Source organism: Acidobacteriota bacterium (genome assembly GCA_016716905.1).
Classification (GTDB): domain Bacteria; phylum Acidobacteriota; class Vicinamibacteria; order Vicinamibacterales; family SCN-69-37; genus SYFT01.
Genome location: JADJUS010000014.1, coordinates 95078 through 111675, shown reverse-complemented (window position 1 = coordinate 111675; position 16598 = coordinate 95078). Strand labels below are relative to the sequence as shown.

Below are 16598 nucleotides of genomic sequence, written 5' to 3'. Positions count from 1 at the left end.
ACAAATTTGGGAAAAATGGTGCAGAATTAGTCAGTCATGGGAACCCACGTTGACCGTCGCCACGTCCTTCTTACCCTTGTCGGGGCTGCCACTGCCGTTCTGGGCCTGCCGCGGAGGGCCACTGGCCAACCGGCGCCCACGATGATTGTCTACAAAGACCCCAGCTGCGGGTGCTGCCAGGAGTGGGTGAACCACGCCACCGCCAACGGCTATCGCGCCACGGTCATCAAGGCTGACATGGGCCCCATCAAGGTGAAGCACCAGATTCCCGCCAGCCTGCAAAGCTGCCACACCACGCTGATTGGCGGCTACGTCATCGAAGGGCACGTGCCGGCCTCAGACGTTGCGCGGCTGCTCAAGGAAAAGCCCAAGGGCATCATCGGTCTCACCATTCCCGGCATGCCCTCCAGTGCGCCAGGCATGGATTTGAAGCCCTTCCAGCCGTTCACCGTGCTGACCTTCAACGCCACGGGTCAGACGACGGTCTACACGAAACACACCAAACCGGCTTAGGTTTCAGCCACTTCGTTCCGGGACTCGGAACTGCAGGGCCTCGGCCACGTGATCGGCGCGCAGTTCAACGTCGCCACCCAGGTCGGCGATGGTGCGAGCCACGCGCAGTACACGTGTGACGCCCCGGACACTGAGCCCAAGCCGCGTGACCGCCGTCGCCATGAGTGCATGACTCGGGCGATCGAGCGGCGCGTGCGTGCGAAGGGCGCGGCCGTCGAGTTCCGAGTTGAGGCGGCCCTGCCGATCGAGTTGCCGGCGACGCGCCGCGTGAACCCGCGCGCGTACCACGGCACTGGTTTCCCGCACGGGGTCGCCAGTGATGTCGCCCCACGGCACCCCCTGCACCTCCACACCCAGGTCGAAGCGGTCGCGGAGTGGCCCCGACAGGCGCCGCTGATACCGGTCCACAAGCGGGGGCGGGCAGTGACAGCGACGTCGGGCGTCGCCGTGGAATCCGCAGGGGCAGGGGTTCATCGCACCGACCAGCATGACCCGCGCGGGAAAAGTCACACTGCGCGCGACGCGCGCCACATGCACCACGCCGGCCTCCAGGGGTTGCCGCAGCGTCTCGAGCACGCGCCGGCTGAACTCCGGCAACTCGTCGAGGAACAACACACCGGCGTGCGCGAGACTGACCTCGCCGGGCCTCGGTGACGCGCCACCGCCCACCAGGGCCATGTCCGAGCACGTGTGATGCGGCGCGCGGAAGGGCCGCGTCACCACGAGGCCCGAACCGGGCGGCAGAAGCCCCGCGATGGAGTGGATCGACGTCACCAGCAGCGCTTCGTCGAACTCCAGTGGCGGGAGCAACCCCGCCAATCTCCGCGCCAGCATCGTCTTGCCCGCCCCTGGTGAGCCGGAGAAGAGGAGGTGGTGCGAGCCGGCCGCCGCGATTTCCAACGCCCGTCGGCCTCGCAGTTGGCCGCAGACATCAGCCAGGTCTTCGGCGCCCTGTGCACCGATGGGCGCCATCGGCACTGGAGGCGTCGCCGATGGAGGGTCGGATAGTGAGAGCACACGGACGGCCTCGTTGAGGCAGGCCACGGGATAGAGCGGCAGATCGGCGACGATGCCCGCTTCGGCGAGATTCGCAGCGGGGAAGATCAACGCGGGCCTTCGCGCCTTGCGTGCGGCCACGGCGATGGGCAGCACCCCCTGCATGGGAGGAATGCCTCCGTCGAGCGACAAGCCGCCCACGATGGTCATCTCGCGGCCATCGCGCTGGGGCAGGATGCCGGAGGCGGCGAGGATGCCGAGCGCGATGGGCAGGTCAAACGCCGCGCCGATCTTGCGCACGTCGGCTGGCGCGAGACTCACCGTGACCCGCCCCACGGGAAACGGGAAGCCCGAATTGCGAATCGCCGAGCGCACGCGGTCCCGGCTTTCCCTGACCGTGGTGTCGGGCAGGCCCACCATGGTGATGCCAGGCAACCCTCCACCCGACACGTCTACTTCAACCGAGACCGGGAGTGCTTCCACCCCGAACACCGCCGCCGCATGGAGTCGAGCCAACATGCGGGCTCTGAGCGCAACATCGGGGCCAGCATTTACGCCGTTAGTTCTTCAGTGTTTCGGAAGGACGGGGCGCCCGAGATCGCAGATTCTGCGATCTCCTCCAGTCGGCGTGCTGGAAGTTCTTAAGGGACGCGGTCGGGGCGACCCCAAGACTCCGGGACCCCAGGACTCCGAACGCTGTCTCAGTTGCGATGAATCGTAAGCCGGTCGCCGACGGCCAGTTTGGTTGACGTCAGCGAGTTCCACTTGCGGATGTCGTCCACCGTGGTGTCGAACTGCCGCGCAATGCCGAACAACGTATCGCCGGGCTTCACGCGATAGGTCACGGCCGAGGCCACGTCCGCCGTTGCTGTTGCCACGGCTGGGCGCGAGGCAAGCGCCGACGTCACCACCAGAGGGATCAGCAATTTCTGGCCAGCCTTGAGCTTCGAGGTCGTGCGCAGGCGGTTGGCGGCGGCCAGATCCGTTCGAGTGATCTTGAATCGCCGCGCGATGGCCGCCAGATTCTCGCCTGCCTTCGCATGGTAGTAGGAGAACCGCGCGAACAGCGACGGGTCTGCCGTAGCCAGCTTCGCTTCGACGACGGGCGCCATACCCAGCGGCACTTTCAGATCGTGCGAGCCAATCGGTGTGGTCGTGCGCCGCAATTCCGGATTCAGCGCGCGGATATCTTCGATCGTGGCCCCTGTCCACTCGGCCACAGTCCGAAGGTCGAGCGCGTCCGGCACGGTCACTCGGTCGAACACAAGCGGAGACACGGGCACGGCGTCGAACCCGTACGCCTGCGGGTTCTTGGCAATGAGCACGGCCGCCATGATCATCGGCACGTAGTTGCGGGTTTCCTTCGGCAGGAACTTCGACGTCTCGGTGAGTTTCCAGTAGTCGTTGATCTTGCTCTTGTTCACGGCGCGCTGCAGACGGCCCGGGCCCGCGTTGTAGCTGGCCATCGCCAGATTCCAGTCACCGTCGAACATCCGGTTGAGCGACTTCAGGTACTGCGCCGCAGCGCGCGTGGCCTTCTCAGGGTCCGACCGCTCGTCGAGGAACCACGTCTGGTCAAGTCCGTACTCAGCGCCGGTGGCCGGCATGAACTGCCACACGCCTCGCGCCGAAGCCCGGGACAGGGCGTTGGTCTTGTAGCCGCTTTCGACAATAGCCAGATAGGCCAGGTCGAGCGGGATGCCTTCGGAGCGGAAGATCTCCTGCACCATCGGCAGATACTTCGAACTGCGCGCCAGGCTCTCCTGCATGAAGTCGCGGAGGTTGCCCTGAAACAACTCGACGAACGACTGCACCCGGTCGTTGTTGTCGATAGGAAGGTCGTGTTCGGTGGACGCCAGGTCTGCGGCCACTGCCGCCTGGGTTTCGCGCGTCGGTTCTGGCAGGGCGAGTGTTGCGGCCTCAAGCAGTTGGTCGATCACCGCCGGCTCCGTTCGAGCCTGCGTGAACCCGTCACCCTCGCGCAGGGCCAGGATCTCCAATGCACTGATGCGGCTGACCAGGCGTTCAAGCTGCACCCGAAGGCGCGGCTCAACCCGGGCGCCCTGTGGGGCGTCGAGCAACATGTCCACCGACCGGTCAAACAGGCCACGCGCGGCGGTCAGATGTCCGAGGGACAATTCCGCCTGCCCTCGCGCAAACAGCTTCTCGGACGTCTCGACCAGGGCACTGATGGGGTCAACCAGGGGAGCGGCCGGCGGCGTCACCGCCGGAACCGCCACCTGGGCGGGCGGCGCCACTGGCAATGGGACGACTGGCAGCGCCGGGGTCGCGCGGGCTCCGCAGGCCACCACAAGGCATGTGCCAGACAACGCAACAAGCCGGGTGAGGAGCCGGGCCAAAGTCATGTGCGTCGATGGTAACCTCGCACCGGCCGGGAGTCAACCCTAAGTACCTGCAGCTATTGGAGTTCCTATCGGCGAGCCGTCGCCGGCCACGCGCTGCTGACCAACACTTTGTGGGCTTCGCCCAAATCGCGGGCCAAGGGAGTGACAATCGTCCGCTCCCCGACAAGGATGGTCTTCCCCAGGTCAATGGCCTGCTGAACGTCGCTTTCGCAGACAAATTCCGCGATTGACTGGGAGGTGGCGGCCGGCGAACCGTGCCCAGCGCCAGATCGGCCATCGAGAAACGCCTCGACGTGCGACGTGACCGAGGCGGCTGACAGCCCCTTTTCGACGGTCGCAGCCGCCACCTGAGGCAGGGGGGCCTGAGCCGGACTCGCGCCGGCAGGTGCCGCGGGAGTGGCCCGGCCCGTCGAGGCGGGGCGGATCTCGTACGCCAGCCGCTTGATATTCAACAAGTGCATGGGCGTGATGTTGTCCGACGTGATGTTGCCACCGTAGCCGCCACAACCGAGCGTCATCGCCGGGTCAAGGCCGGTGGTGAGGCCGATCGACCCGTGGGTGGTGGGCGTATTCACAACGATTCTGAACGCCGGCTTCTTGAGGCCAAACTCGAGGATGACTGGCTCGTTCTTCGAGTGGATGGACATCGTGTGGCCCATCCCGCCATACCGCAGGATCTGTTTGCACCGTTCGCAGCCCTGCTGCCAGTCCGCCACGACGTAGTACGACAGCACCGGGCAAAGCTTCTCGATCGACAACGGGAACTCGCGCCCGACGCCGGCCAGTTCGGCAATCAGAGCCCGCGTCCCCGCGGGCACGGTGATGCCCATCGCCTTCGCGAGATACGTCGCCGACTTGCCGACAAACTTCGGGTTGGGGAGTCGCTGCGGCGTCACCAGGGCCTTGCTGACGATGTCCACCTCGGCGGGCGAGAGAAAATAGCCGCCCTGCGCCTGAAACTGCCGGCGCGTCTCAGCGGCCACGGCGCTCTCGACGACCACAGAGTTTGGCGACGAGCACAGCACGCCATTGTCGAAACTCTTGCCGGTCAGGATGTCGCTCGCGGCCTTGGCGAGGTCAGCCGAACGTTCAATGAAACACGGCGCATTGCCCGGGCCCACGCCATAGGCGGGTTTGCCCGCGCTGTACGCCGCTCGCACCAGCCCCATCCCACCGGTGGCCAGAATCACCGCCACGTCACGGTGGCGCATCAATTCCTGCGTCCCCTCGAGCGACACCTGCGTCAGCCAGTTCACCGATCCATCCGGAGCCCCGGCCGCGTATGCCGCCTCGGCCAGGGTCTCGGCCACCTGAGTGATGCAACGCGCCGCCGACGGGTGCGGGCTGATGACGATGGGGCAGCGGGCCTTGAGTGAGATCAGAATCTTGTAGATGGCCGTGGACGTCGGATTGGTGGACGGCACGATGGCGGCCACCACGCCGAACGGTTCCGCTATCTCCACCACCTTCCGCTCATCGTCTCGCCGGATAACGCCGACGGTACGCATCGGCTTGATGAACTCGTACACCCGCTCGGCCGCAAATCGGTTCTTCTGGATCTTGTCGGCCACGACGCCGAAGCCGGTTTCTTCCACGGCGAGTTGCGCAAATGACTCCACACGCGTGCGGGCGGCTGCCGCCACGGCCCCGACGATGGTGTCGATCTGGGTTTGGGAGCATTCGGCCAGGCGCGCGGCGGCGGCCTTCGCGCGAACGGCCATCCGTCGCGAGTCACTCACGGCGGGTGAGGGCGGGGCGGCGGTGTCAGCGGGTGGCTGTGCCATTTATCTGGCCCCAGCGAACGGTGTCAGCCCTTGGCAGGCGCTGGCGCGCCGGGCAACACGCGCTCCACGTCGGCGTGCGGGCGCGCGATCACGTGGACGGAAATCAGTTCCCCGACACGGCGTGCCGCAGCGGCCCCGGCATCAACGGCGGCCTTGATGGCCCCCACATCCCCCCGGGCGAAGACGGTGACGTACCCGGCGCCGATGTATTCCTTGCCGACCAGGGTCACGTTGGCCGTCTTGACCATGGCGTCTGCCGCCTCGATCGCACCGATCAAGCCGCGCGTTTCAATCATGCCGAGGGCGTCTGATTTCATGAGAGGGTCAAGGGGCAATTTCGCCGCAAGGCTAACATATTGAACAGCATAGGGGCAATACGGTACCATGCCAAGGTGGTCAATCACTCGCCGCGCTTGAGAGCGGCCGCGCCTGTGGTCGCGGCCTTGGTAATGATGAGTTTTGCCGGCTGCGGAGCCAAGGACGATGCGCCGCCGATGGCGTCCGTGTCGCTCACGTTGAATAAGACCGCCGCCGCGCTCGGCAGTCCCATCGACTTCACGTACCGATTCGAAGTGCTGCCTGGCGCCGCGTTCGACGGCGACTACCGGGTGTTCATGCACATGCTTGACGCGGATGGCGTCAATCGGTGGAGCGACGATCACGATCTGCCGACCAAGACCTCGACGTGGCGACCGGGGCAACCCGTCGAGTACACGCGGACGAGTTTCATGCCGGTGGTTCCGTATTTGGGCGAGGCGACGATCCGGGTCGGGCTGTACCGCCTGGATGCGACGGACATCCGCGCGCCTCTGCAGGGGCCCGAGCCCGACTCGCGGTCCTACAAGGTGGCGTCCCTCCGTGTGCTGCCGCAGTCCGAGAATGTGTTCATCGTGCTGCGGTCCGGCGCGCACCCGGCCGAGTGGGCACCTGAGAACCCCGCGCGCGAGTGGTTCTGGACCAATCGGGACTACGTGGCGTCCTTCCAGAACCCCAAGAAAGACTCGACGTTGTACCTCGAATTTGACGGACGGCCCGATCTGTTCGACCAACCGCAGATTGTCAACGTCTATCTAGGCAGCCAAAGTGTCGCCACATTTCCTGCTGACAACGTCAACCCCGTCCTGCGTCGTATTCAACTGCGTGCAGACCAGATGGGCACGGGCGACATGTCCGAGTTGCGGATCGGTGTGGACCGGTCCTTCATCCCGGCCCAGCTGCCGGGCGGCTTCAAGGACACGCGTGAATTGGGGATTCGCATCTACCGCCTGTTTGTTGAGCCCTCCTAACCCGGTCGCCGGAGACTATCTGTGAAGCACACCCGTCTTGGCGCGATAGTCGGGTTGGCCATGGTCCTGGTGCCGTCTGTGGCATCCGCGGACCTGGTCACCTTCCGCGGCGGACGGGTGCTGAATGTCGCCTCGGTCACCTTTAACGGCGACAGCGCCGTGGTGACGCTGCGCACGGGCGGCGAGATGTGGGTGCCGAAAGACTTCGTGGTGTCGGTGACGCCGGACGAAGTTCCCTATGTGCCGCCTGCAGAAGAACGAGCCGGTGACGGCATTGCCGTGCCGATCCTGTCCGTGGACGCCGAAACCGCGGCCGCCGCCGAAAGCGCAACGGCATCACGCACCGAGTTGATGGCGCTGGTAGACCGGCTGGCCGCGCATCACGGCGTGCGCGCGGACCTGGCCCGCGCGGTGGTGCAGGTGGAGTCCAACTACGAGTCGCGCGCCGTGTCACCCAAGGGCGCCATGGGGCTGATGCAATTGATGCCGGCGACGGCCCGGCAGTACGCGCTCGAGGATCCGTTTGACCCGGCCCAGAACCTGAATGCGGGACTGCGTCACCTCCGCGGCCTCCTTGACCGCTACGGCAAGGGCCGTGAGTCGCTGGCGCTGGCCGCGTACAACGCCGGCGAAGGCGCGGTGACCCGTTACCGCGGAATCCCGCCGTATCGCGAGACGCAAAACTACGTCCGTCGCATCCTGACGCTGACGGGACGCTAGGCCGCAAAGGACGCCGATGCAATTTCGCTGCAAAGTCGCGTCCGCCGCCGGTCAAGTCACGCAAGGCACATATGTCGCAGACAGCGAACTGGCGCTGCGGCACGAACTCGAAAGCAAAGGACTGTTTCTGCTGTCGCTGCAGCGCGTGGGTGGCGTGGGGGTGGGGCAGTTCTCGGTGCAGTTGCCGTCGCGCAAACACATCTCAAGCTCGGAGTTCCTGATCTTCAACCAGGAGATGGCCACGTTGCTCCGCGCCGGCCTGCCGCTGGTGCAGTCGCTCGACATTCTCCGGCGCCGCGTGCCGAACCCCACGCTGAAGGCCGTGCTGACCGACGTGTACGAGCGCGTCCGTTCCGGCAGCGCGTTGTCTGATGCCTTTGAGGCGCAGGGCGGCATGTTCGCGGGGATTTACCACGCCTCGCTGATGGCCGGCGAAAAAAGCGGCAGCCTCGAGACGGTGCTCCGGCGCTATGTGGCGCACATGAAGATCATTTCGTCGGTACGGTCGCGCATGGTGTCGGCGCTGATCTACCCGATGGTGCTCCTGGTGATTTCGGCTGTCGTGGTCGGATTGATCGTGTTCAAGGTCGTGCCGGAATTCGGCGCCTTCTACCGGGGGTTTTCCGCCGGCGCGGAGCTGCCGGCGTCGACGCGGCTGATCGTGGCGTTTTCTGAAGGCATCGTGAACAACGTGTTCGTCTGGGTCCCGGCGGTGCTGCTGGTGGTCGTCCTGGGCTGGATATGGGTTCGACAGCCCGGGCAACGCCGGCGGCTCGACAGCGCGATGCTGCGGCTGCCATGGTTCGGCCCGCTGAGCCGGAAGTTCTCCACCGCGCAGGTCGCGCGAACGGTGTCCACCTTGCTGGCGGGCGGTATCCCGCTGGTCAACGCCCTCGACATCGCCTCGAAGTCGGTCGGCAATCGCGCCGTGGCGCAGGATCTTGATATCGTCGCCAAGGAAGTGCGCGAGGGCATGAGCCTGCACGACTCGCTCTCGCGACGAGGCACGTTCCCCGATGTGGCGATCGAAATGGTGGAGGTGGGCGAGTCCACCGGCGCGCTCGCCGAGATGCTCAACAGCATCGCGGACTTCTACGACGAGGAGAACGACACGAGCCTGACCCGGTTCTCCAACCTCATGCAGCCCCTCCTGCTCGTCATCATGGGCATTGTGATCGCGGCGCTGCTGCTGTCGCTCTATATGCCGCTGTTCCAACTCTCGAGCCTCACCTGATCGCCTGTTATGTCCACAGAGACACCGCCCCCGCACGCCGCTGATGACCTGGAGCTGGACGGCGACCACTCGCCGGTGGACTACGCCGCCGAGGCCGCCAGGTCACGCCAGCTGGCCGATCGCTACGAGCTCGAGTTTGTGGACCTCACGCGGTTCAAGATCAACAACGATCTGTTCCGCAGCATTCCCGCGGACCTGATGCTGCGGTACGGCTTTGTGCCGTATCGACGCGACGGAAACACCCTGCTCATCGTGGTGTCTGACCCGAGTGACCTGCAGGCGATTGATGAAATCGGCCTGCAGCTGGGAACACCGGTCCGCGTGACGGTGGGCGCGCCGTCGGCCATTCAGGGCATCCTGAAGAAAAGCGAGAGTTCCACCCGAGTCCTCGAGGAGGCCACCGAGGGCTTCCAGATGCAGATCCTCCGTGACGAGGAAGCGGGCGGCGACGAGAACCTGACCGTCGACAAACTCACCTCTGACATCAGCCCGGTCATCCGGCTCGTGGACACCATGGTGTTCACCGCGCTGCAGCGGCGCGCGTCGGACATCCACATTGAAACGCAGGACGACGCGGTGCATGTGAAATACCGCATCGACGGTGTGCTGCAGCAGGCGATGAAGCCGATCGACAAGCGCCACCACAGCACGCTGATTTCGCGCATCAAGGTCATGTCGGAACTCGACATCGCCGAAAAGCGCGTGCCGCAGGACGGCCGCTTCAAACTCCGTGTGCGCGGCAAGACGATCGACTTCCGCGTCTCGATCATGCCGAGTGTGCACGGCGAGGACGCCGTCATCCGTATCCTCGACAAGGAATCGCTCAGTGAGCAGTTCACCGAACTGCGCCTCGACATCCTGGGCTGGCCTGAGGATGAGATGCGGCGGTTCCGGAAATACATCCGCGAGCCGTACGGCATGGTGCTGGTGACCGGCCCCACGGGCAGCGGCAAAACCACCACGCTGTATGCCGCGCTCTCGGAGATCAAGACGATTGAAGACAAGATCATCACCATCGAAGACCCGGTGGAATACCAGCTGCGAGGCATCACGCAGATTCCGATCAACGAGAAAAAGGGACTGACGTTTGCCCGCGGCTTGCGGTCGGTGCTTCGACACGACCCTGACAAGATCATGGTGGGTGAAATCCGCGACCCCGAGACCGCGCAGATTGCCATCCAGTCGGCGCTCACCGGCCACCTCGTGTTCACGACCGTGCACGCGAACAACGTCATCGACGTGCTGGGCCGGTTCCTGAACATGGGCGTGGAGCCGTACCAGTTCGTCTCCGCGCTCAACTGCGTGCTGGCGCAGCGGCTGGTGCGACGCATCTGCCTGCACTGCAAACGGCCGGCCGTGGTCTCGCGCGAGATGCTCATCGAGTCGGCGCTCGATCCGGGCCTGGCCACCACGCAGCAGTTCTTCGAGGGCGCCGGTTGTATCGAATGCGGCGGCACCGGGTTCAAAGGCCGGACGGCCATCTGCGAGCTCATGGATTTGACCGATCGCATCCGTGACATGATTCTTGAGCGGCGGCCCACCTCCGAGATCAAACGTGCGGCGCGCGACGAGGGCATGCGGTTCCTTCGAGAGTGCGCCGTCGGGTTGATCATGAGAGGGGAGAGCACGTTGCGGGAGATCAACAAGGTGACGTTCGTCGAATGACTTCCCGCGCACAGTCCTCGCCACGCTCGTCGTTCCTGTCGGCCCAGCCGGCGACGGCCGCAATTGAAATCGCCGCCGGCCGCGTGACCGTGGTGGAAATCGATCGCAGGCCGGGTGGGCTTGTTGTGTCCGCCTGCGCATCCGCAGCGCTGCCACCCGGCGTCGTCACGCCGTCGCTCACCGGCACCAACATTCACGACCCGGCGGTGGTCACGGCGGCGATCCGTCAGGCCTGCGAGGCAGCAGGGATCCGCCCGCCTCGTCGCGCCGCGCTCGTCGTGCCCGACTCGGCGGCACGCCTGTCGCTCCTGACCTTTGAGGAACTCCCCCCGAAGGCCGCCGACGTCGATCAACTCGTTCGATGGCAGATCAAGAAGGCCACGCCATTTCCGCTCGACGACGCACAAGTGACGCACGTGATCGCGCATCAGGAAACCGGTGCGACGACGCTGGCGGCGATTGCGGCGCGACGCGCGGCCGTGGTCGAGTACGAGCAGGTGGTGTTGGCGCTTGGAACGCATCCCGGTGTGGTGGACCTGGCGAGCGTGAGTGTCCTGAACGCGGCGCTGGCCGGCAATGCCACTCCGGCAGGAGACTGGTTGCTGGTGTGCGTCGCGAAAGAATCGACCGTGCTGGCGATCGTGCGCGAGGGCGAACTGGTGTTTTATCGGCACCGCCACGCGATCGACGAGGAACCCCTCGGCGCGCTGGTGCACCAGACGGCGATGTACCACGAGGATCGCCTTGAGGGCGGGAAGTTCGCGCGCGTCTGGCTCTGCGGGGCCTCGTGGGCGGGCGAGGGAGGCGAGGCGATTCGCCGCGAAATCAGCCAGCGCCTCGGCGTGGAGGCGCAGCCGGTTGATGTACGGGGCGCGGCGGCGTTTGCCGATCGCATCGGCGTCAGCGCGGCCGTGCTGGACGCGGTCGCCGCGCCGCTGGGCGTATTACTGCGCGAAGGGGTGGGAGCCTGATCATGTTGCGCGGCAATCTGGCCACCCGGCCCTTCTACAACGAACGTATCGTCGCGCTGCTGCTCGGCCTGCTCGCGGTGGCAGCGGTGGCTCTGACGGTGACGAACGGAACGCGCCTGATGCAGTTGTCGTCACGCCGATCGGAACTGCGTGCGCAGGCGACCGCTGATGCGGACGCCGCGGCCAGGCTGCGACAGAGCGCCGTGGCGGTGCAGAGCAGCGTCGACCCGGCTGTGCTGAATACGCTGGCAGGCTCGGCTCGTGAGGCGAACAGCCTGATTGACGCCCGCACGTTCAGCTGGACCACGTTCTTCAGTTATATCGAAGACACCATTCCGATGGGTGTGCGGCTGACGGCGGTGTCTCCCGAGATCGAAAACGGCAACATCACGGTGACCATGATGCTGATGGGCCGTCGGGTCGAGGACGTGGCGACCTTCATGACGGCGCTCGAAAATACCGGGGCCTTCTACGATGCGCGCCCGACGGTTGCCGACCGAAACGAGGAAGGACTCGAACTCGCGACGGTGGTGGTGGGATACCTCCCGCTGGCGAAAGACGTGCCGGCGGCGCCCCCGCAGCCCGCTGCTGTTGGAGGTGGGCGATGAGCCTCTGGCGTCGAGTGCTCGCGGAACGACGCGGACTGGTCATCCCGCTGCTGGCGGCGGTGGCCGTCAACATCGCGGTGCTGGTGCTGGTGGTCTTCCCGCTGCAGGCCAGTGTGGCCGGTGATGAAGAGCGCGCGACAGCGGCGCAGATGACGCTGGGAGAAGCGCGCCGCGCCGAGCGTTCGGCCAACGAAACCCGCACGAGCAAACTGCGAGCCGATGAGGATCTGAAGACGTTTTATGCGGACGTGCTTCCCTCGAATCTCGCCGCCGCCAGAGATTTGCTGTACCTGCAGGTCTTCACGCTCATTCGGGACAATGGGCTGGAGTTCTCGAGCAGCAGCTATGAACCTGAAGAGGTTGAAGACAGCACGCTGATGCGCTTTCGGGTGGATATCTCGCTGACCGGCGGGTACGCGAATGTCCGGGGATTCCTGTATGACCTCGAGACGGCCGAAGGGTTCTTCATCGTTGAGAGCGTGAAGCTCGGTCAAGGCAATAGTGAGAGTGGCGGGGGCTCGCTCGAGGTGGTGCTGTCGGTGGCGACCTACTACTCGAACCGGGCCGGAGCAGCGGCGCGATGAAACTGATGGCCGGGAACCGGACGCAACAGATCAGGCAGATCGCCATGCTCGTGGTGTTGTTGGTGGTGGCCGGCGTGCTGGTGTACACGCGCTTGTCGCCCCCTACAACTGAAGTCACGAGCCAGGCGTCCAATACCCCAGCAGCCACTCCGCAGGCTCCTGGGCCGGCGGGAGTACTGCCAGAAGCGCTGAAGCTCGGGTCGCTGGAACCGGTGCCGGAAGCCAGCGTGGGGTCGCGCGATCCGTTTGGTTTTGGGATACCGCCACGACCGCCTGCACCGCCTCCACCGCCTCCGCGGCCGGCGCCGGCCCCGCCGGCACCTGAGCCAGCGAGACCCGTGGGACCGCCGCCCCGTCCGCAGATCCCGGTGAAGTTCCTGGGGTTCGCCGAAGAGCCCGGCAAGCCGGGCAAAGTGGTCTCGCTGTCGGTGGCCGGACTCGTGGTGCTGGCGCGCGAGGGTGATGTGGTGGACGGGCGGTACCGTCTCTTGAAGGTCGGCCTCGAATCCATCGTGATGGCGTATCTCGATGGACAGGGCCAGCAGACGATTCGGCAGTCGGGCGGATAAGGAGCCTCGGTGAATAGAGCGAGCATGCAGCGAGCGGCGGCGATTGGCGTGACCCTGGTCCTTGTGGCCGGGTGCGCGACCGGGCGCGCGTTCCGGAGTGGCCAGCAGGCCGCCAAGAAAAGCGAGTGGGACGCGGCGGTGGCTCACTATCGCGAGGCCCTGAAGGGCAGCCCGACGCGGGTGGATCTCAAAATCGCCCTGCAGCGTGCGACGCTGGCGGCCTCGGCCGAACATATGGCCCGCGCCAAGGACATGGAGACGCAGGAGCAGTGGTCGGCCGCGGCGGCCGAGTATCGGCTCGCCGCGGATCTGGATCCGGCGAACGTATTTGCGGCCGCCAAAGCCTCGTCGATCGAACGGCGCCTTCGCGACGAACTTCTGGCGATGCAGCCGCCGTCACGCATGGACGTACTGCGGCGGCAGGCGCAACAGACGCCAGGGATTCCAGTGCTCATCGATCCCACGGTGCCGATCACGTTCAGGTTCATCAACATCAGCGTGCGCGAGATCCTGACGTCGATCGGCGCGATGGCCGGCATCAACGTGACCTTTGTGGAGCAGATCGGTCCGCAACTCCTTCGGCCGTACTCCATCGACCTGCAGGGTGAGACACTCGAAACCGCGCTGGGGCAGGTCCTCAATGCCAACCAGCTGACCTTCAAGGTCATCAACCCGCGCGGCATCATGGTCTACGGCAGCGACCAGGCAGGCCGCACGGCCCATGACGATGTGTTTGTGCAGGTGTTCTACCTGTCACACGTCGAGGCTGCGGAGATGTCGCAGCTGTTGACGACACTGGTGCAGGCGGTGCCCGGCGTCAGGCCGCAGATTCAGGCGAACAAGAACACGAACGCGCTGACCGTGCGGGGCACGCTGCCGGTGCTCAAGGTGTTCGACCAGATCATCAAGGCCAACGACAAGCCGAAGGCCGAGGTGATCATCGATGTCGAGATCCTCGAGGTCAATCGGCAGCGGGTCAAGGAGATGGGCCTCAACCTGAGCCAGTACGCCCTTGGGTTCGCGTTGTCCCCTGAAGCGCGGCCCACCGCCATTGGCGGCGACTCGGCACCGTTCAATCTGAACACCATCAGCCAGGGTGTGAGCACCGCCGACTTTTATGCCACCGTGCCGTCGGCACTCCTCAGGCTTCTCGAAAGCGACGAAAACAGCCGGCTCCTCGCGCGGCCACAGCTCCGCGGCCAGGAACGTTCCTCGCTGACCCTCAATCTGGGTGAAGAAATTCCTGTGCCTCAGACGACCTTTGCATCCCAGGTGCCTGGGGGACTCGCCACAACCCCGACCACCTCGTTTGCCTACCGGCCAATCGGTATCAATCTCGTCATCATTCCGCAGGTGAGCTTTGATGGCGAGATCATCCTTGAGGTCACGGTCGAGAGCAGTACTCGCCTCGCGGACGTGAATGTCAACGGTCAGTCGTTGCCGGCGTTCGGCACACGCAAGGCCCAGACCAAACTCCGCATGCGCGACGGCGAGTCGAACCTGCTGGCCGGGCTGATCAAAGAGGAAGACCGCCGCACGGCTCAGGGCTTCCCCGGACTGAATCAGATTCCGTTTCTCCGGGCGTTGTTTGGCGGCACCCGCTCCGAAGTCGGTTCTACCGACATCGTCATGGTCATCACACCGAGGATTCTGCGGTCGCAGGAGCTGACGGCCGCCGACCTGGCGCCGATGTATGTGGGCACCGGCGGCAACTTCGGCGCGACGATGACGCCGCCGCTCATCACGTCGCAGCCGGTCTCAGGAGGCGGAACCACTCCGCCTGTCGCGACCCCTCCGGCGCAGGCTCAGACGCCGCCGACTGTTGGGGGGGGCGCACCGCCGCCTCCGGCGACGACCGCGCCGCCTCCCGCGACACCACCTGCCGGCGGCGGACGTGCCGTGGGCATCGTGCCGGTGACGGCTGGAGACCCCGTGGCTGCCCCAGCGCCCCCACCCGCAACAGGGCCGGCTCGGTTGGCAGTGACGGTGCCGGCCACGCCGCTTCAGATGGGTGGGCAGCCGTACAACGTGCCGGTCACGCTCAGCAACGCGGCCGGGCTCTCGTCGGTGTCGCTGACGATCACGTACAACCCGGCAGTGCTGCGCGCCACTGTGGTGAATGAGGGCAGTGTGCTGCGTGGCGACGGTGCCAGGACGTCGTTTGTGCCGACCATTGACGCCAACATCGGCCGGATCGATCTCGCAGTGGCTCGGCCGGGAGACACGGCGGGCGCATCGGGCAGTGGTGTGCTGGCCTCCATCGTCTTTGAAGCCATCGGCGCGGGCACATCGCAGATCGCGCTTTCGGGTATTGGCGTGGGGCCAACCGGACTGCCAGTGCCGCTGCAGTTCGTGCCTTCGACCGTGACGGTGCGGTAATGACCCGGCGGGCGTTTTTCCGGAAGGCGGTGGGGGGATTCACCTTCATCGAGCTGCTGGTCACCACAGCCGTCCTGATGGTCCTGGCGTCCGCCGCGCTTCCCCTCGCCCGCGTGACGATGAAGCGTCAGCGGGAATCGGAGTTGCGACGCTCGCTGCGGGAGATGCGCAACGCCATCGACAAGTTCAAGGACATGGCCGACAGCCAGGTCATTGCGCCCATGGAGATCCCGTTTGGCAGCGAGGGCTATCCGAAGTCGCTCACGGCCCTGGTGGAGGGCGTGGCGCGCAACAACGATGCAACCGGCAGCAAGATCAAGCTGCTGCGGCGCATTCCCATTGACCCGATGACTGGCGAGGCCGAGTGGGGGATGCGCTCCTACCAGGACCGGGCAGACTCGGCCGTCTGGGGCGGGCAGAACGTGTACGACGTCTACTCCAAGTCCTCGGGCATTGCGCTCGACGGCACCAAATACAAGGATTGGTAATGCGCCACCTCCACACGCGTCGCAGCCGGTCCGATCGCGGCTGGACCCTGATTGAACTGCTGGTAGTGCTGTCGCTCATCATGATTCTGGCGTCGGTGGCGATGAACCAGTACCGGCTGTCCATTCGAACAGCGGAAGAAGCGACGCTCAAGTCCAACCTCTACCGGATGCGCGACGCCATCGACCAGTACTTCGCCGACAAAGGCAACTACCCATCGTCCATTCAGCAGCTGGTCAGTGATGGCTACCTGCGCGCCGTACCGATGGATACCATCACCAGGTCGACAGACACGTGGACGACGGTCCCCGCCGAAGCAGACCCGACGCGGCCGTCGACCGACCCGGGCATTTACGATGTCCATAGCGGGTCGGACGGCACGGCCCTGAATGGATCGCGCTACGCCGACTGGGACTGACGGGGTAGCCGGGTCTGAA

The 16598-nt window shown here is 65.4% G+C and carries 16 protein-coding genes; 12 read left to right on the top strand and 4 right to left on the bottom strand.

Annotated features, from left to right (window positions below):
- Window positions 1-36 precede the first annotated feature (36 nt).
- Window positions 37-513 (top strand): DUF411 domain-containing protein, encoded by a 477-nt coding sequence (locus tag IPL75_14405; GenBank protein ID MBK9241414.1) that lies wholly within the window; start codon window positions 37-39, stop codon window positions 511-513.
- A gap of 3 nt (window positions 514-516) precedes the next feature.
- Here the strand turns inward: IPL75_14405 and IPL75_14400 are convergent, their stop codons facing one another.
- The 4 genes from IPL75_14400 to IPL75_14385 form a co-directional block, all read right to left on the bottom strand.
- A complete protein-coding gene (locus IPL75_14400; GenBank protein ID MBK9241413.1) occupies window positions 517-2028 on the bottom strand; it encodes a YifB family Mg chelatase-like AAA ATPase in 1512 nt (503 codons plus the stop codon).
- 182 nt (window positions 2029-2210) lie between these two features.
- Entirely contained in the window at window positions 2211-3875 is a 1665-nt protein-coding gene (locus IPL75_14395) for a LysM peptidoglycan-binding domain-containing protein (protein ID MBK9241412.1), read from the bottom strand.
- Between the two features lie 65 nt (window positions 3876-3940).
- Window positions 3941-5659: an aldehyde dehydrogenase family protein gene (locus IPL75_14390; GenBank protein MBK9241411.1), complete on the bottom strand. Its 1719-nt coding sequence runs from the start codon at window positions 5657-5659 to the stop codon at window positions 3941-3943.
- 23 nt (window positions 5660-5682) lie between these two features.
- Entirely contained in the window at window positions 5683-5976 is a 294-nt protein-coding gene (locus IPL75_14385; GenBank protein MBK9241410.1) for a BMC domain-containing protein, read from the bottom strand.
- Window positions 5977-6108: 132 nt separating this feature from the next.
- On the opposite strand from IPL75_14385, the gene IPL75_14380 reads away from it, so the two are divergent.
- The 11 genes from IPL75_14380 to IPL75_14330 all read left to right on the top strand — a co-directional run bounded on the left by IPL75_14380 (window position 6109) and on the right by IPL75_14330 (window position 16579).
- Complete coding sequence (locus IPL75_14380; protein MBK9241409.1) at window positions 6109-6945, top strand: hypothetical protein; 837 nt, start codon at window positions 6109-6111, stop codon at window positions 6943-6945.
- A gap of 186 nt (window positions 6946-7131) precedes the next feature.
- A complete protein-coding gene (locus tag IPL75_14375; protein MBK9241408.1) occupies window positions 7132-7665 on the top strand; it encodes a lytic transglycosylase domain-containing protein in 534 nt (177 codons plus the stop codon).
- 16 nt (window positions 7666-7681) lie between these two features.
- Entirely contained in the window at window positions 7682-8899 is a 1218-nt protein-coding gene (locus tag IPL75_14370) for a type II secretion system F family protein (protein ID MBK9241407.1), read from the top strand.
- Window positions 8900-8908: 9 nt separating this feature from the next.
- Complete coding sequence (locus IPL75_14365) at window positions 8909-10564, top strand: type II/IV secretion system protein (GenBank protein ID MBK9241406.1); 1656 nt, start codon at window positions 8909-8911, stop codon at window positions 10562-10564.
- Window positions 10561-11535: a pilus assembly protein PilM gene (pilM, locus tag IPL75_14360; protein ID MBK9241405.1), complete on the top strand. Its 975-nt coding sequence runs from the start codon at window positions 10561-10563 to the stop codon at window positions 11533-11535. Before IPL75_14365 ends, pilM begins: the two co-directional genes overlap by 4 nt.
- Before the next feature lie 2 nt (window positions 11536-11537).
- On the top strand, window positions 11538-12143 hold the full coding sequence (locus IPL75_14355; GenBank protein MBK9241404.1) for a hypothetical protein: 606 nt from the start codon (window positions 11538-11540) through the stop codon (window positions 12141-12143).
- Window positions 12140-12727 (top strand): type 4a pilus biogenesis protein PilO, encoded by a 588-nt coding sequence (gene pilO, locus IPL75_14350; GenBank protein ID MBK9241403.1) that lies wholly within the window; start codon window positions 12140-12142, stop codon window positions 12725-12727. Before IPL75_14355 ends, pilO begins: the two co-directional genes overlap by 4 nt.
- Window positions 12724-13296, top strand: a complete 573-nt coding sequence (locus tag IPL75_14345) for a hypothetical protein (protein ID MBK9241402.1) — start codon at window positions 12724-12726, stop codon at window positions 13294-13296. Before pilO ends, IPL75_14345 begins: the two co-directional genes overlap by 4 nt.
- 9 nt (window positions 13297-13305) lie before the next feature.
- Window positions 13306-15675, top strand: coding sequence for a hypothetical protein (locus IPL75_14340; GenBank protein MBK9241401.1), 2370 nt, complete (start codon window positions 13306-13308; stop codon window positions 15673-15675).
- On the top strand, window positions 15675-16163 hold the full coding sequence (locus IPL75_14335; protein MBK9241400.1) for a type II secretion system protein: 489 nt from the start codon (window positions 15675-15677) through the stop codon (window positions 16161-16163). The genes IPL75_14340 and IPL75_14335 overlap by 1 nt, the downstream gene beginning before the upstream one ends.
- Window positions 16163-16579, top strand: a complete 417-nt coding sequence (locus tag IPL75_14330; GenBank protein MBK9241399.1) for a type II secretion system protein — start codon at window positions 16163-16165, stop codon at window positions 16577-16579. Before IPL75_14335 ends, IPL75_14330 begins: the two co-directional genes overlap by 1 nt.
- Window positions 16580-16598: the final 19 nt, after the last annotated feature.

Bases quoted from the DNA above. Each gene is read 5' to 3' on its own strand.
- IPL75_14380 (MBK9241409.1), top strand. From the start codon at position 6,109: ATGATGAGTTTTGCCGGCTGCGGAGCCAAGGACGATGCGCCGCCGATG.
- pilM (MBK9241405.1), top strand. From the start codon at position 10,561: ATGACTTCCCGCGCACAGTCCTCGCCACGCTCGTCGTTCCTGTCGGCC.
- IPL75_14405 (MBK9241414.1), top strand. From the start codon at position 37: ATGGGAACCCACGTTGACCGTCGCCACGTCCTTCTTACCCTTGTCGGG.
- IPL75_14365 (MBK9241406.1), top strand. From the start codon at position 8,909: ATGTCCACAGAGACACCGCCCCCGCACGCCGCTGATGACCTGGAGCTG.
- IPL75_14395 (MBK9241412.1), bottom strand. From the start codon at position 3,875: ATGACTTTGGCCCGGCTCCTCACCCGGCTTGTTGCGTTGTCTGGCACA.
- IPL75_14355 (MBK9241404.1), top strand. From the start codon at position 11,538: ATGTTGCGCGGCAATCTGGCCACCCGGCCCTTCTACAACGAACGTATC.
- IPL75_14330 (MBK9241399.1), top strand. From the start codon at position 16,163: ATGCGCCACCTCCACACGCGTCGCAGCCGGTCCGATCGCGGCTGGACC.
- IPL75_14390 (MBK9241411.1), bottom strand. From the start codon at position 5,659: ATGGCACAGCCACCCGCTGACACCGCCGCCCCGCCCTCACCCGCCGTG.
- IPL75_14400 (MBK9241413.1), bottom strand. From the start codon at position 2,028: ATGTTGGCTCGACTCCATGCGGCGGCGGTGTTCGGGGTGGAAGCACTC.
- IPL75_14375 (MBK9241408.1), top strand. From the start codon at position 7,132: ATGTGGGTGCCGAAAGACTTCGTGGTGTCGGTGACGCCGGACGAAGTT.
- IPL75_14345 (MBK9241402.1), top strand. From the start codon at position 12,724: ATGAAACTGATGGCCGGGAACCGGACGCAACAGATCAGGCAGATCGCC.
- IPL75_14335 (MBK9241400.1), top strand. From the start codon at position 15,675: ATGACCCGGCGGGCGTTTTTCCGGAAGGCGGTGGGGGGATTCACCTTC.
- IPL75_14370 (MBK9241407.1), top strand. From the start codon at position 7,682: ATGCAATTTCGCTGCAAAGTCGCGTCCGCCGCCGGTCAAGTCACGCAA.
- IPL75_14385 (MBK9241410.1), bottom strand. From the start codon at position 5,976: ATGAAATCAGACGCCCTCGGCATGATTGAAACGCGCGGCTTGATCGGT.
- pilO (MBK9241403.1), top strand. From the start codon at position 12,140: ATGAGCCTCTGGCGTCGAGTGCTCGCGGAACGACGCGGACTGGTCATC.